The organism is Congregibacter brevis, assembly GCF_045689245.1.
Lineage (GTDB): Bacteria > Pseudomonadota > Gammaproteobacteria > Pseudomonadales > Halieaceae > Congregibacter > Congregibacter brevis.
Genome location: NZ_CP136865.1, coordinates 1,946,215 through 1,961,397, shown reverse-complemented (window position 1 = coordinate 1,961,397; position 15,183 = coordinate 1,946,215). Strand labels below are relative to the sequence as shown.

General features: G+C 54.2%; 9 protein-coding genes. 3 read left to right on the top strand and 6 right to left on the bottom strand.

All coding sequences use genetic code 11. The annotated features are described in order from the left end of the window. Positions 1–8 precede the first annotated feature (8 nt). Positions 9–530 carry a RidA family protein gene (locus R0137_RS08670; RefSeq protein WP_407326026.1) on the top strand — a complete coding sequence of 174 codons (522 nt, stop codon included), beginning with the start codon at positions 9–11 and terminating at the stop codon, positions 528–530. Between the two features lie 59 nt (positions 531–589). Here the strand turns inward: R0137_RS08670 and R0137_RS08665 are convergent, their stop codons facing one another. The 6 genes from R0137_RS08665 to R0137_RS08640 all read right to left on the bottom strand — a co-directional run bounded on the left by R0137_RS08665 (position 590) and on the right by R0137_RS08640 (position 9,298). Then, positions 590–757: a hypothetical protein gene (locus tag R0137_RS08665; RefSeq protein ID WP_407326025.1), complete on the bottom strand. Its 168-nt coding sequence runs from the start codon at positions 755–757 to the stop codon at positions 590–592. Positions 758–928: 171 nt separating this feature from the next. Next, positions 929–2,485, bottom strand: coding sequence for an arylsulfatase (locus tag R0137_RS08660; protein ID WP_407326024.1), 1,557 nt, complete (start codon positions 2,483–2,485; stop codon positions 929–931). A 193-nt stretch (positions 2,486–2,678) separates the two neighbouring features. Continuing rightward, positions 2,679–3,590 (bottom strand): dienelactone hydrolase family protein, encoded by a 912-nt coding sequence (locus R0137_RS08655; protein WP_407326023.1) that lies wholly within the window; start codon positions 3,588–3,590, stop codon positions 2,679–2,681. Between the two features lie 117 nt (positions 3,591–3,707). Further along, positions 3,708–5,105 (bottom strand): efflux RND transporter periplasmic adaptor subunit, encoded by a 1,398-nt coding sequence (locus R0137_RS08650; RefSeq protein WP_407326022.1) that lies wholly within the window; start codon positions 5,103–5,105, stop codon positions 3,708–3,710. Beyond that, positions 5,102–8,269, bottom strand: a complete 3,168-nt coding sequence (locus R0137_RS08645) for an efflux RND transporter permease subunit (protein WP_407326021.1) — start codon at positions 8,267–8,269, stop codon at positions 5,102–5,104. Before R0137_RS08645 ends, R0137_RS08650 begins: the two co-directional genes overlap by 4 nt. A gap of 141 nt (positions 8,270–8,410) precedes the next feature. Continuing rightward, complete coding sequence (locus tag R0137_RS08640; protein WP_407326020.1) at positions 8,411–9,298, bottom strand: bile acid:sodium symporter family protein; 888 nt, start codon at positions 9,296–9,298, stop codon at positions 8,411–8,413. 163 nt (positions 9,299–9,461) lie between these two features. Between R0137_RS08640 and R0137_RS08635 the strand changes: the two genes are divergently transcribed. Beyond that, complete coding sequence (locus R0137_RS08635) at positions 9,462–12,584, top strand: WD40/YVTN/BNR-like repeat-containing protein (RefSeq protein WP_407326019.1); 3,123 nt, start codon at positions 9,462–9,464, stop codon at positions 12,582–12,584. A gap of 79 nt (positions 12,585–12,663) precedes the next feature. Continuing rightward, on the top strand, positions 12,664–15,138 hold the full coding sequence (locus R0137_RS08630) for a DUF305 domain-containing protein (protein WP_407326018.1): 2,475 nt from the start codon (positions 12,664–12,666) through the stop codon (positions 15,136–15,138). Positions 15,139–15,183 lie beyond the last annotated feature (45 nt).

Below are 15,183 nucleotides of genomic sequence, written 5' to 3'. Positions count from 1 at the left end.
CCTGTTGCATGATGGCCAGCTTCCCCACGCAAGCCGCCGAGAACAGTGCTGACAACCACTCTCCCGAGGAGAGACTCTTGGAGCTCGGTATCACGCTGCCCGCAGCGCCCAGCCCCGTCGCCAATTACGTCAATGGTGTGCAGACCGGCAATCTCATCTTTCTTGCTGGCAAAGGTCCCAAGCGCGCAGACGGCAGCGAGGTATCCGGCAAACTCGGCAAAGATCTGAGCATCGAAGAAGGCTATGAGGCGGCTAGGCTCACCGCCATAAATCAAATGGCCGTGCTCAAAGCTATGCTCGGAGACCTGAACCGCGTCACCCGAGTGGTGAAGGTATTGGGCATGGTGAATTCTGACCCTGACTTCGTCGAGCAACCCGCAGTAATCAATGGCTTCTCCGATCTCATTGTGGAAGTCTTTGGCGAGCGTGGTCGCCACGCCCGAGCAGCCGTTGGTATGGCATCGCTTCCCCGGGGGCAGGCTGTGGAGATAGAGATGATTGTCGAAGTCGATGGCGAAACAACTCCATAGAGCAAGGTACTTGTCAGCGTGACGCTAGTCACTCCTATCCGGCAAGCTGCTCCGATTCGCTAAGCTCTCGAATTCGGCAGGCTGCCCTGATCCGATAGCCTCTCGAGTCCGGCAAGCTGCTCCGATCCGCTGCTCTCGCTAGATTGGGGGACGCTCGCTTCGCGCATAGCAGCAGCTTGCCTGCCGTCGGTGCCAATGCCGATGCCGATGCCGATGACACAAGGCACTTTCGTAGCTCCAAACTTGGACGACTAGCACTACTTACGGAGCAAGCGTCCCCCACCCTAGCGAGCGCAGTAAGTAGTGCTAGTCGTCCAGAAGCCGCTGATTAGTAATCTGCCACAAAAAAGGGGCCCTCAGGCCCCTACTTCGAAACATCGATACTCAAGCACTCATCTTCATGGAGCCCCTGGTGGCGAAGTGAGTTTTTCCATCACCTGTTCCAGAGAGAAGCTTGCCGCCTTTTGTCTAGGAGGGTACTTCTGAAAAGTCGTTAAGAATTGCCCCACATAGTCTTGGGCAGGGACCAGCAGATAGGCGCGATCAATCATCCAATCGTAATAGGTATTGGAGGTCAGTTGAGCCCGTTCATAAGGATCCCGTCGCAGATTAAAAATCAGTGGCAGTCGCAATTCGACAAAAGGCTCAGACCAAGCTTGCAAGGTCTGGGCAACACGCTGCTCCAGGAACACCAGCTTCCAGTCGTTGTAACGCAGCGCCATCAGATCACCATCGTCGGAGAAGTAAAAGATCTCGTTTCGTGGCGTCTCTGTGGTTTCCCCCGTGAGGAACGGTAAGAAATTATAACCATCCAGATGCACCTTGTACTTACGCCCAATGGCGCGATGACCCTCTAGCAGCTTGCTCTTCACGTCAGGCTCGCCCGCCGCCGCAAGAAACGTAGGCAACCAGTCCATGTGGTGCATGATCTCGTTGGAGACGGATCCCGCCTCAATTTTGCCAGGCCACCGAACCGCTGCAGGTACACGCCAGCCGCCTTCCCAATTGGTATTCTTCTCTCCACGGAAAGGCGTCATACCCGCGTCAGGCCAGGTATTCATGTGCACGCCGTTATCGGTGGAGTAAAACACCAAAGTGTTATCCGCGATGCCCAGGTCATCAAGGAGCGTTAAAAATTCTCCGATGTGCAGATCATGCTCAACCATGCCGCAGGTGTATTCATCTGCTCGCGGATACATCGCTTTACAGGACGACATCTTGTTGTCCGCAACGTGCGTGCGAAAGTGCATTCTGGTACCGCTCCACCACACGAAAAACGGCTTGTCATCTGCCACAGACTTCTCAATAAAAGCTTTGGCGGCAGCGACGGTTTCATCATCGACTGTCTCCATACGTTTTTTAGTGAGAGGGCCCGTATCCTCGATTCGGCCATCGGCAAAGGAGTTGATGACCCCTCTAGGGCCATACTTGCGACGGAATTCCGGGTCAGTTGGATAATCGTAATTCTCGGGCTCTTCCTCAGCATTCAAGTGGTAGAGGTTCCCAAAGAACTCATCAAAACCATGGTTACTGGGCAGGTGCTCGTCTTTATCGCCTAGGTGATTCTTACCGAACTGGCCCGTTACATAGCCATGGTTTTTCAGCAGTCCGGCAATAGTAGGATCTTCTTCCTGCATACCCAACTCAGCGCCGGGCAAACCAACTTTTGATAAGCCTGTCCGAAAAACTGACTGCCCCATGATGAATGAAGATCGACCGGCAGTGCAGGACTGCTCACCGTAATAGTCGGTGAACAACATGCCCTCACTGGCTATGCGATCGATGTTCGGCGTCTGATATCCCATTACACCGCGGGTATAAGCGCTGATATTGGACTGACCTACATCATCGCCCCAGATGACCAGGATGTTTGGCTTATCAGCCGCGGCGGCGGTGAAACTTGCCGCCGCCAACGCAAACGTGGCAAACGCACCCATGAGTTTTTTTAACACCATTATTCTCTCCCTCAAAATTATTCGCTTGTCTTTCACTCACCAAACTGTTTTTAAGCTCAAGCAGGCAAACACTAGTATTTATTGATCCTGCATAGCCTGTTTCGAGTACTTTCCACGCTCTGAACGCCCCGTGACCTGGACTCCCAGCTACCCTTCTATTGCTCAGCTTAGCCGAATGCCGAACGCGGTGCTATCAAGCCAGGTGTTGATGGAAAAAAGCCACCATCCTGGTCCAGGCGAGCTTCGCTGCCTCTACGTCATAACGAGGCGTAGAGTAGTTGTGAAAGCCGTGGCGCGTTCCTGGGTACACATGCATTTCGTAAGTCGCACCGTGGGCTACTAGAGCCGATTCGTAATCCGCTCGCATGGCGTTGACCCGTTCGTCGTTCTCGGCGTAATGCACCTGCACCGCAGCACTGATGTTTGGAACCTTCGCCGTATCAGCCGCAGCGCCATAAAATGGTGCCGCTGCCTGGAGTTCATCACCCAGCTCGGTGGCGAGAAAATTGGTCGTACCGCCACCCCAGCAAAAGCCCGTGGCCGCTAACTTACCCGTGGAAAGGGGGTGACGTTTGACGAACCGTGCACTGTTCACCATATCTTGGCGAAGCTTGGCCTGGTCAAGCGTTCGCTGCATCGCGCGGCCATCATCGTCGTTACCCGGGTAGCCTCCAATAGGTGCCAAACCATCAGGCGCAAGAGCGAGAAAACCAGCGACAGCAAAGCGACGAGCGACATCTTGTATGTAAGGATTGAGGCCACGGTTTTCGTGCATAACCAATACCGCGGGAAAAGGGCCGTCTCCGACCGGCTGTGCGAGATATCCACGCATCGCGCCTGAGCTTCCCCCAGGGGACTCATAGTCAATCCAGGTCGCTTTGATACGCTCGTCCGTGAACAGCACTTCCTGTGCTTTGGCGTAGTTGGGAATCAACGCCTTGGCCATGCTCAGCGCGGAGGCGCCGGCAATCGTTAGGGCTGCAGCGCGCTCAAAAAACTGTCTGCGATTGAGTTTGCCATGACAATATTCGTCATAGAGCTCAAAAACCTGATCATCTATCTCGTGTTGCTGTAAAGATCGTTGTTGCATGGTTTGTTGTTGCATGAATGTGAAAGCCTCTATCTACAAGCAAGAAGCTCTTCATGTTCCCACATTCAACAACAACTTGCAGGGGCTTTAGGGAGCGCTTCCGCTATCGCCCATGCTGCACGTCGGTTTTTTTTAGCGGACCACCAGGGCCTCGGGAGCATCGAGCGCCTCCAAAGCATCAAGCGTTGAATCTATATCCGTTTCTGAATCCTGAGCACCAAGAATCGTGACTCGTGCGCCCGACCCCGCTCTGCTGAGTGACGACACTACGAGGGGCTCACCAGCCTTGAGATCGTTCGCACGGATCAAAAGGCTCATATTGCCCTCAGAATCCTCGCGAATACCTATACGTTGGATATCCACAGACTTGAGCATTTCGTCCTCAACGGTGTACACAATACGGTCGGCGTAGACGCTTTGTAGAGGCACCTCAATCAGACCCTCTTGGGGAGGTAAGGTAATCCGCACATCCACTGCGCGACCCAGCGCTAACTCGCTATTAGCCGGCGATGCAAACAAGACGTCAGTACCCGCTCGTCCACTGCGAACTTGAGCACCTATTTCCAGTAGCTCCAGCCTTACCCACTCACCGCCCACTCGAGCATCTGCGCCTATGCCCTGACCGTTGCTCACAGCGGCATGCAATGCCGTAGCGTCGCGCTCAGGAAGAGATACGCGAACTTGCTGTGAATCGGTGTTAAACAAAGACATTACTGTTTGGCCTGCGTCGATCCTGGCGCCTATCGCGGCGTCAATTGCTATCACAGTTCCGTCAAACGGCGCGACCAGAGATAGACGCTCAAGGTTCAGCATACTTTCCTGAAGATCGGTTTCCGCACGGGTAACCCTAGCCTGCGTCGAGGCACGCTGCGCTTTGTGGCTGGCGAGCAACATTTCCTGTTGGTTCAGCGCCATTTCCATTTCCAGACGCTGCTGCTCAAGCGCATCGTAGTCCGTGACGGAAATCTGCCCTTTTTTATACAGTGTCTGAAATCGCTCTTGCCTTTTAACCGTCAGCTCAAAAAGCCGTCGCTGATGCTCAGCGTTCTTCGTTTCAGCTCCCTGTTGCGCTTGAAGGCGCTCATACTCGCCTCGAGCCTCTGTAAGCGCAGCCTCATTGCGGCGAACCGATAACTGCGCGTCTCGATCGTCAAGGCGCAGCAAGAGATCTCCAGCAGCCACCTTTTGACCCTCTCGCACATTGACCTGAGTCACGTAGGCTAGCGTGGCGGCCCGTAAGGCTGTTGTATTCGGATTCTCCACACGCCCAAAGACATGTATCTCAGGAGAGAGCGATTCAAGTTCCGCAGGCCGCGCAACGACGGGAATGGCCTCGGGAGTCGCATCTACCTCCAATTCAGGACTGGAAAACGCACTCAGACCTAAGATAGCTACCATCGATCCCAATAGGATCGACAAACTGATCCTCGCGGACGCACTGAGCGCTCGCACATAGCGCCCGAGGACACTGCCATGCAGCCAGCGGACTATGCGTCGAAAGGGGGACGAAAGCATTGTTAGGAGGTTCATGAGCCAGGTGCTCCAAGTGCAGGATTTTTCAGGTCGTTAGCGCGGCTTTGGAGGCGACGCCAGGATAATTCGCAGCTTTCGAGCGCCGAGAGGATTGCGGGGATAACCAGCAGTATCAGGCCGGTGCCGTAAAGCATGCCGAAACAAATCACGGTAGCGAGGGGAATAAATGCAGCTCCCATCAGCGAAGACTCCAGCATCATGGGAACCAGACCCAAGCCCGTGGTTAAAGAGGTGAGCAGTACGGGACGCAGGCGTTGGCGCACAGCTTCGGTAATCGCCTCATCGGCTTTCATGCCGGAATAGCGATGGTCGCGGTAGGCGGTCACAAGAATAATGGAATCGTTCACGATTACCCCGGTAAGGGTAAAAATGCCTAGGAACGCGAGCGGTGTAATGTTAAAGCCCATGCCCCAGAGGCCAAGTAAGGCGCCCGTCAAACCGAAAGGTATGGCAAACATAATCGCCAGGGGCCAAGTCAGGGAATGCAGCGTCCAGGCCAGAATTATGTAAATCAGTAAAAGGGTTATCAAAAAACCGATAAACATTTCGCGCAAGAGTTGGCTCTGCTCGTTCGCCCAGAACCCCTTGCCCGGACTCACGCCCCACTTACTTGCTATCGAAGGCATGATGTCGGCTTCAAGCTCATTGATAACGGCGTCGGCAGTCGTGATGGACTTGTCGGGGTAGGCCCGTACAGCAACCGTCTGGACGCCATTCACGTGATTGATCTTGTCGATACCCCGACGACTCTCGATATTCGCTACCGTAGACAAGGGAAGGATCTCGCCGGTTGGGGTCGTAACCGGGAGCCGCGCGAGACTCGTCAAACGATGACGATCCTGACTGGGAAGAGATACACGCACCTCCAGTTCAGCATCGTCCTGCGTAAACAACTGAATGCGCTCTCCTTCAAAAGCCGTGCGCACCTGACGCCCTACTTCTGTAGATGAAAGGCCCAAGGCCCGGCCTTCGGGAGTGAGGTTGAATACCCATTGATCGCGACCATAGGGCAGGTCGTCGTGAACGTTGTTTACTCCCGGCATTGTGCGCATGACTGCGGCCAGCTCATCTGCCGCTCCCTTGAGCGCGGTAGTATCGTCACCGCTAAAGGTCAGCTCTATCTCCGGCCAGGGCTGATCACCCTGCTCTATCTGTAGTTGTTCAACGATAGTCGACTCCGGAATCGACGACTGCCAGTGCTCAAGGAACTTGGCCAGACTGACTTCGCGAGACTCTGGCGAGGTCAATTCAACAAATACGCTGGCGAACTCAGGACCGTCTCTACGATCCCTGCTAATCGTGGCGCCATTCAGCTGTACCCAACGCGCGACGATGTTCCCGCCACCAAAATGCTCATCGGTAGACTTAACTTGATCTTCAAGGGCCTCGAGATAGGCCTGGCGCTGGTCAGCATCCGCATCCGCTGTGAACTGAATATTGGCTTCTGCAAATTCGAAATTGATATTCATGTTTAGATCGAACTTGATATAGCTCATTGCGACCAAACTAATCGCAACAAGGAAGGCGCTGGTCGCTGCAGTAATCGCCACACGGCGGTGTACCAGACACCAGTTGAGGAGTGGAAGTACCCAGTTTTCCCGGAAACGCTCAAAGCGCTCATCAAAGGCTTTACGTAATGCCGGCGTAGGTTTTTTGTCTTCTTCCATGCGCCGAAAGGAGTGCTTAAGATGACCCGGCATAATCAAAAAGCACTCTACGAGCGAGGCGAGGATGACGCACAACATGAGTATCGGAATCTCACGAATGTCGTCGCTGTTCACAATAACCAGCGGTAGGAATGCAGCCATAGTGGTTAAGCTAGATGCCACAATCGGTGCGAACATACGCTGGGCGCCAACAACTGCGGCCTCTTCCGGTCCCAACCCATTTTCAAACTGCCAAAGGGAATGCTCACCAACGACAATGGCGTCATCAACGACGATACCCAAGGCCATAACCAAACCGATCATCGAGAGAAAATTCAGGCTTCCGCCAAAGCCATAAAATAGAAGCAAGGCGCCCGCAAAGGAGACTGGAATGCCCAATGCAACCCAGCCTGCTACACGAAGATTCAAAAATAAGAACAACATTGCCAGCACCAGGCACAGCCCCGATACTCCGTTGCGCAACACGAGACCCATGGTGTCAGCGGCGAAACGCCATGCTTCGATGAATACTTTTGTTTCTACGCCCCGGGCCAGGAGAGACTCCTCCTGCTGCGCCCGCCAGGTCTTGATAACGTTGGCCGCATCAAAGGTGTCAGAGCTGTCACCCCGGCGCACACGAAGTTCGATAGCAGGCTTACCCTCAATTAAGGAATAGCGCTGATTTTCGATGGCGCGGCGCTCGATATGCGCTATGTCACCCAGTTGCGCCAACTGATCGCCCGTAGTTGATGCGATGGGGAGCTCTTCAAAGCCTCGCACACTTCGTTGCTGATCCATGGACCGAATCTGGCGTCGCCCCTGCCCTGCACCGATAGTCCCTGCGGGAGTGTCGTTACTCAGCCTAGCCACGGACTGCGCAATATCAACGATACTCGCGTTCATTTCCACGAGCGTTAAGCCGTCGATTTCGATGGCGATTTCTTCCTGGGGAAGGCCACGCAGCTCCACCACATCTGCACCAAGAGCTCGGAGCTGTCGCTCGGCTTCATGCGCTAAAGGCGCTAGCTCAGTGAAATTGTCGGGGCCTGTAAGGAAGACCGCCGCGACAGTCTCGTACCAACGGTCGATTGCCACTCTCGGCGGCTCGAGATTCACAGGTAAATCGCGAACCAAAGCTATGCGCTGCTTGATAGTGTCTACAGCGTTATTGATTTCTACGTGACGGTCAAAACGAAGCTGAACCCATGCGATACCGTTACGAGTCCAGGAGTTGAGTCGCTCCACCCCTTCCAAACCGCGGAGCTGATGCTCCACCGGATTGGTAACGAGCTTTTCCATGTCTTCGGCAGAGGCTCCAGGCCATTGCAATTCGACTTCAGCAACATTCCAGCTCTGGTCGGGGTTCATCTGAACCTTGATCTTGATACCGCCCCAAACGCCGGCCATCAGCATGATTACCATGAGGAGGTTTGCGGCTAGACGATGACGCGTGAACATATCAATCCAGCCAGATCGACCGGATTGTGATGACTTACCTGTTGCAGGGGCTTCCACGATTGCAGACTCACGCCAAATAATTGCTAGTGCGTGAAATCTACTCTTACATCGTCAAGCTGTGGGTTGCTTTGCGGTGAGCCGCAGGATTTTGGCGACTAGTGGCATCGAGTAAAGCGAAACTCTAAAAAATCAACGCTGTCAGGCATGCTTTGGTCTTCGTAGCACAATGAACACAGCAGCCACCAACATTTGCACACCCCCATAAACCAGCAGAGAAAACAGCACGAAATCCCCCATAGGGTCAGGCTGTCCCGTAATCGCTGGAAACAAGGATGCCTTGATCAACACGCCGAGGTTAATGTTGCGTACCACTACCTCCATATCGATAGCCGTAGCGTCGACGCTGGACAAGCCCAGAATTTTGCAAGCCAGAATACTGGCAAGCACGAGCGCCAAGATGAAGAGGATAATGACACCGAGGTTTGAGAGCCCAAAGGCCCCCACATCCAAACGGCCAGACATGGACGACCCAACAATAATAGCCGCTATTCCTAGCAGTGAACTACGCACGCACAGCTTCGAAAAAGCCTCTGCTGTCCGCGGGAAACAACGCAGGTACCCCATGCCAACCGCCAATGGGAGGAGCAGCGTCATCGCTATCTCTATCATCACGCGCTGACGCGGCATCACAAAGTCGTCGGGCATGTATTGTGCGATTAGCAAGCCCAGAATTAGCGGCGTCGTCACCAAGCACGCCAGAGTTGTAAGCGCTGTGATGGTGATCGACAGCGCCGTATTGCCTCGTGCGAAGTGGGTAAAAATGTTTGACGTAGTACCACCCGGGATAGCAGCAATCAGTGCGATCCCGACGGCAACGCCGCCTACCACGCCCAAGGACCAGATACACAAAAAAGCGATAAGCGGAACGAGTACTACCTGAATCACAATACCGACGGTCACTGCTCGCGGCTCCAGAAGTACATCCCGGAAGTGCGCCAGGGTCAGTGTTGCGCCCATACCCAACATAGCCATCACAAGCTGAAAAACCGCTATCCAGTACTCGTATTCGATGTAAATCTCACCCATCCAAAACTCCTACCAATCAAGAGAACGCGAGACCAACATCGCTGGCGAAACAGTCGCACAATTCGCAAAGATAACAGTCTTTGTGATGTAAGCTAACGTTTTTGTACACCAGTGGAAGCTTCCAATGACCTACTCAAGATTCAACTGTCGGCGCGCTTTCGTCATGCTGCTTACAACCCTGGGGCTTTGCCTTGCCGGCCTTGGCGGACCAGCTGTGAGTGCTGATAGCGTCGATGCTTCGCTTTATCAGACTATGGCTTATCGCAACATTGGTCCCTTTCGCGGAGGAAGAGTTACCGCGGTAGCCGGAATCGAAGATGACCCACTGACTTACTACTTTGGAGCCACCGGTGGTGGCGTTTGGAAGACCGCGAGCGCCGGTAGCGCTTGGGAGAATGTCTCCGATGGTTTTTTCAACACGGGCGGCATTGGTGCTATCGACGTCGCTGACAGTGACCCAAACATAATCTTCGTGGGTACAGGCGAAGGTCCTGTGCGCGGAGTAAAAACCTCCCACGGCGATGGTGTCTACAAGTCTACCGATGCGGGTAAAACCTGGACCCACATGGGCCTTGAGGCCACTCGACACATTAGCCGTATCCATATTCACCCGAGAAATCCCGATGTCGTCTTCCTTGCCGCTCAAGGTAACCCTTGGGGCGCCAACGAAGAGCGCGGAATCTACAAAACCGTAGACGGTGGCAAGAACTGGACGAAAGTACTCTTCGTCAATGAAGACTCAGGCTTTGCCGACATGACCATGGATGCCAGCGACCCGAACTTCCTAATGGCCACCAGCTGGGATTTTCGTCGTCGGCCTTGGGTTGTAAAAAGTGGAGGCCCAGGCAGTCGGGTTTACAAAACGACCGACGGTGGAGAAAGCTGGACCGAAATAACAAAGGGCCTACCTGAACTGAAAGGCAAGATGGGTATAGCCATATCACCGGCCAACCAAAAAATCGTCTACGCCGCCGTCGAGGCAAAAGACGGCCAAGGTGGTGTTTACCGATCCAATGATAGTGGCGAAAGTTTTACCCAGGTAAGTGACGACCCGAACACATGGGCGCGGGCCTGGTATTACATGCACATCACGGCCGATCCCAATGACGAAGACGAAGTCTGGGTCATGAATGGCGTATTGATTAAGTCCATCGACGGCGGGAAAAGCTTTGAACGAATCAAAGCTCCCCACGTCGACCATCACGCCATCTGGATCAATCCGTCTGATAGCAACATCCTCATTAACGGTAATGACGGCGGCGCTAATGTTTCCATGGATGGCGGTGAGACCTGGTCAACGCAGATGAACCAACCGACTGGTCAATTCTATCGAGTGATTACAGACAACAACTACCCGTACCGCATTTACTCGGCACAGCAGGACTCCAATGGAATCACCATCGCTAGCCAGAGTATGAGCGATAGTGGTGGCGGCATAGGATTAAGTCACTGGTGGTCTATCGGATCGGGAGAGAGCGCAACCATTGCCCTCAACAAGGATGACCCTAAGTATGTATACACCACGTTCTTTGCGAGCATGCTTGGCGAGTGGAATCGCGACACGCGCCAGTACCGCAACGTACGCCCCTACCCGGAACGCATAACGGGCGAGGAGCCAAAGAACCTGAGGTATCGCGCGAACTGGAACGGCCCCGTCATCGTGTCACCCCACGATCCCGAGCGTCTCTACTACGGTTCGCAGTACTTGATGACCTCCACGGATCGTGGCGTCAGCTGGAGCGTGATCAGTAATGACCTCACACGCAATGATAAAGATCACCAAGGCCGCGGTGGCTACCCTATCTCCAATGAGCAGATTACGGCGGAGAGCTACAACAATCTGTTTGTGATCGCTGAAAGCCCCGTTCGCCAGGGTGTCATCTGGACGGGCTCGGATGACGGACTCGTACACATCACTCAGGATGGTGGGAAGACCTGGAAGAACGTTACACCGCGAGGACTCTCCGAGGGAATCATCAACGTTATTGACGTATCACCTCACGATGCGGGCACAGCGTACTTTGCCCGAGCCGGATTCAAGATGAACGACTTCACGCCGACCATCTACAAAACCGATGATTACGGTAAGTCGTGGAAGAAGATTGTTAAGGGCATTCCCTCCGACACCTTCGCACGCACAGTGCGCGTGGACCCCAAGAGGCCCGGGCTTTTGTACGCTGGGACCGAGAATGGGCTGTTTGTGTCCTTTGACGATGGCAGTAACTGGCAAAGCCTGCAGTTAAACCTTCCGCAAGTACCTATCACGGATCTTTACGTACAGCAGGATGATTTGGTGGTATCTACTCAAGGCCGTTCTCTGTGGATTCTGGATGACCTCACCCCCTTACATCAGCTCTTTGATGGCATACCCGGTTCTGAAGCAGTACTTCTCGACCCACGAGATCCTATTAGGAACATCTCCAATGGCTACCCCGACGACGGCCCGGGAGAAAATCCGCCTCGAGGCCTTCAGGTGCACTATGTGCTGAGTGAGGAAACTGAAGAACCCATTCAGTTTGAGATTGTGAATCAGCGCGGCGAAGTCATACATACCGACCGTTCCGACCTCGAAGGGACGATTTGCGGTCGCGGCCAGGCCGAAATACCCCGCCCCGAAACCATTTCCACGAAGATCGGTGACAACCTCTGGGAATGGCGATTACAGATGGGTGAGTTTGAATGTTTACCAGAGATTTACAGCGTGTCCGGCAGCATGGACGCGTATACAGCTGCGCCGGGGGACTACACCGTGCGCATGACTATCGGACAGAACGTGCAGGAGCAGAGCTTCAAAATTCGTGTGGACCCACGCTTAGGCGGTGATACCGCCGAAAACCTGCGTGAGTATGCCGAGATAGACGCCCTTTCCAGCTCGCTTATGGAAGCCGCGACAGCCATGAGCAAAGGCGTTACCGATTTACGCTTAATCAAGAAGCAGCTCGCGCTCATCAATGAGCTGGGGGCAGCGCAGGAGGTAACTGACAAAGGCGCGGAACTCGAATCCGATGTTGACGCCTGGATTGCGCTCATTCTGCAGAAAGAACTCAAGACCTTTCAACATGTGTATCAGCATGAAGGTCGTTTTCTGATGAAGATTAAGGATTTGCTTGGCCGAATGCATGGCTCGGAAATTCCTCTAACCGATGGTTTCAGGGAAGTCACCGGGGACTATCTACAGATATGGAGTGGCTATGAGGCTCAGTTGGCTGCGATTCTTGGCAAAGGTTTAGACGACTTTAACGCTCTAGCGGAGAAGAATCGGGCCTCAATGATAAAACTTCCTTGACAAGCAGGTGGCAGGACCAGAGCACTGGGCTATCATCAGACACCAAAATAAAGCTTAGCACTTTGGAGCACCCTCACTGATGAACAAGCATTACAGAAGCGCAATACCTGCGTCATGCACTCTGGCCCTCGTTTTGGGGACTCTGAGTGTAGGCGTTTCCACAACGATCCAGGCACAGGTCCCTATCGTCAAGCCAGGCGCCCCAGGGCAGGCAACACAAACCCTGAGCGCTGAAGAAGCCGTTGCTATCGCTGAGTCGTCTTACTCTCCTGCCGACGTGACGTTTATGCAGGACATGATTCCTCACCACCATCAAGCCACGCAGATGGCCCTGTTGGTAAAAGATCGCACCAACAATCCCGCACTCGTTGATCTGGCAGACCGCATTAACGGCACTCAGGCCGATGAAATTGCCTTTATGCAGGAGTGGCTCGCTGAGCGTGGGGAAGACGTCCCCGCCCCATCGAATCATCAAGCCATGCATATGCATCACGATATGGCTGGCATGGCGAGTCCAGAGCAGATGGCGGCGCTCGCGGAGGCGGAGGGAACAGACTTCGATCGAATGTTTTTGACACTAATGATCCGGCATCATGATGGCGCCATCACCATGGTCGACGACCTGATGGATCAGCCTGGCTCCGCCTATGATCCGGTGCTCTACGAGTTTACTAACGACATTAGCAACGATCAGGCTGTAGAGATCGAACGCATGAATGGAATGCTCGTGAGTCTGTCCGAGGACCCGAGATCAGGCCTGAAAGCTGGTGTGTTCGATGCGGAACAAGCTATTTCCAATCTGGAGCTCGTCGCCAGCTTACGTAAGCCCGATGGCTTCTTTGATCCCGCCAACCCTGCCGAACGCGGCGCCCGAGCACTGGATGAAGAAGACGACCAGGGGGATGAGCGCGATGAAGCGGAAGCCGAGAGCGAAGAGCGCTCGACCACCATAGAGGATGACGCAAGAAATTCTCGACGTCCCATGCTGAGTTTCGCCAACACGGACATGGCGTTTCGGGATGACGTATTGGTGGCCGGCAACTATCACGGCTTTAATGTCTACCAACTGCAGGACGATGGTGCTCCTGATTTAATGGCTTCTATTGTCTGCCCTGGCGGTCAGGGAGATGTCTCTATCGTTGGTGACCTGTTGTTTATGTCCGCACAAGAGAACCGCGGGCGCCTGGACTGCGGCCTCGAGGGAGTAACTGAAGACGTCAGCGTCGATCGCTTCCGCGGCTTGCGAATCTTCGACATCTCCGAGCTGACCAGACCTCGCCAAGTTGGCGCTGTGCAAACCTGCCGCGGATCCCACACCCACTCTGTGGTTTCCGGTCCCGATAAAGACGGCATCATCACTGTTTACAACTCCGGCACCTCTTCGGTCCGCGAGGAAGAAGAGCTGGAGGGCTGCATCGGAGAGATCCCTGGCGACGAGCGTACCGCACTCTTCCGCATCGATGTTATCGAAGTCCCAGTAGATAACCCGGCTGCAGCAAAAATTGTGGACAGCCCCCGCGTCTTTGCCGACTCGGAAAGTGGCGTCGCTGCGGGCCTGTGGCGCGGAGGCGATCACGGTGAAGGCACCCAAGACACCTCGCCGACGGATCAATGTCATGACATTACCGTATTCCCCGAAGCCAACATCGCGGCAGGTGCCTGCTCGGGCAATGGGATCATCTTCGACATCAGTGATCCGGCTAAGCCTACCCGTATTGACGTCGTTACCGATGAAGGCTTCGCATACTGGCACTCAGCCACCTTTAACAATGATGGCACCAAAGTGTTGTTTACCGACGAATGGGGTGGCGGGTCGCGCGCTCGCTGCCGCGCTTGGGATCCACTGACCTGGGGCGCTGATGCGATCTACGACATCGTCGATGGCAAGTTGGTGTTTGTTGGTTACTTCAAGATGCCTGCTCCGCAGTTAGAGTCAGAGAACTGCGTCGCACATAACGGATCGATCATCCCTGTTCCAGGGCGCGATATTTTTGTTCAGGCTTGGTACCAGGGCGGTATTTCGATTATCGACTTCACTGATTCCGGAAACCCCGTGGAGATCGGATACTTTGATCGTGGCCCCTACTTTGAAGACGAAATCATCACCGGCGGATTCTGGTCTGTGTATTGGTACGAAGGCTTCATCTACGGCACAGAGATTGTTCGGGGACTGGATGTATTTGACCTTGTAGCCAGTGATTACCTCAGCGAGAACGAGATAGCCGCGGCCAAACTTGCTGATCAGGGCGGCTTGTTCAATCCTCAGCAGCAGTTCCGCGTTAGCTGGCCTGCAGAGCCTACCGTCGCTTTGGCCTATCTCGATCAGCTGGATCGAGCGAAGGCGCTGAGTAACGACATGCAAGCGACTTTGAGGGGTGCACTGGAGCGCGCGCAGGTGGCAATGACTGCTGACAAGCGGGACCGCTCACTGTCGCGTGAGCTCAACAAGATGGCGAAAACTCTGTCCTCATCGGATGTTTCTGCGGACCATGCTCGGCGAGTTGCGGACTTGTCTAAAACGCTGAAAGGCATTGCAAAAGGTTTACGTGGCTAAGCCTACCTTGGCATCGGCGGCCGTGTGGTGAAACTCAGCCCTCGA

What these genes read in the sequence shown, in the direction of transcription:
- R0137_RS08670 (WP_407326026.1), top strand. Translation starts at nt 9, where the DNA reads ATGATGGCCAGCTTCCCCACGCAAGCCGCCGAGAACAGTGCTGACAAC.
- R0137_RS08660 (WP_407326024.1), bottom strand. Translation starts at nt 2,485, where the DNA reads ATGGTGTTAAAAAAACTCATGGGTGCGTTTGCCACGTTTGCGTTGGCG.
- R0137_RS08655 (WP_407326023.1), bottom strand. Translation starts at nt 3,590, where the DNA reads ATGCAACAACAAACCATGCAACAACGATCTTTACAGCAACACGAGATA.
- R0137_RS08650 (WP_407326022.1), bottom strand. Translation starts at nt 5,105, where the DNA reads ATGAACCTCCTAACAATGCTTTCGTCCCCCTTTCGACGCATAGTCCGC.
- R0137_RS08640 (WP_407326020.1), bottom strand. Translation starts at nt 9,298, where the DNA reads ATGGGTGAGATTTACATCGAATACGAGTACTGGATAGCGGTTTTTCAG.
- R0137_RS08635 (WP_407326019.1), top strand. Translation starts at nt 9,462, where the DNA reads ATGCTGCTTACAACCCTGGGGCTTTGCCTTGCCGGCCTTGGCGGACCA.
- R0137_RS08630 (WP_407326018.1), top strand. Translation starts at nt 12,664, where the DNA reads ATGAACAAGCATTACAGAAGCGCAATACCTGCGTCATGCACTCTGGCC.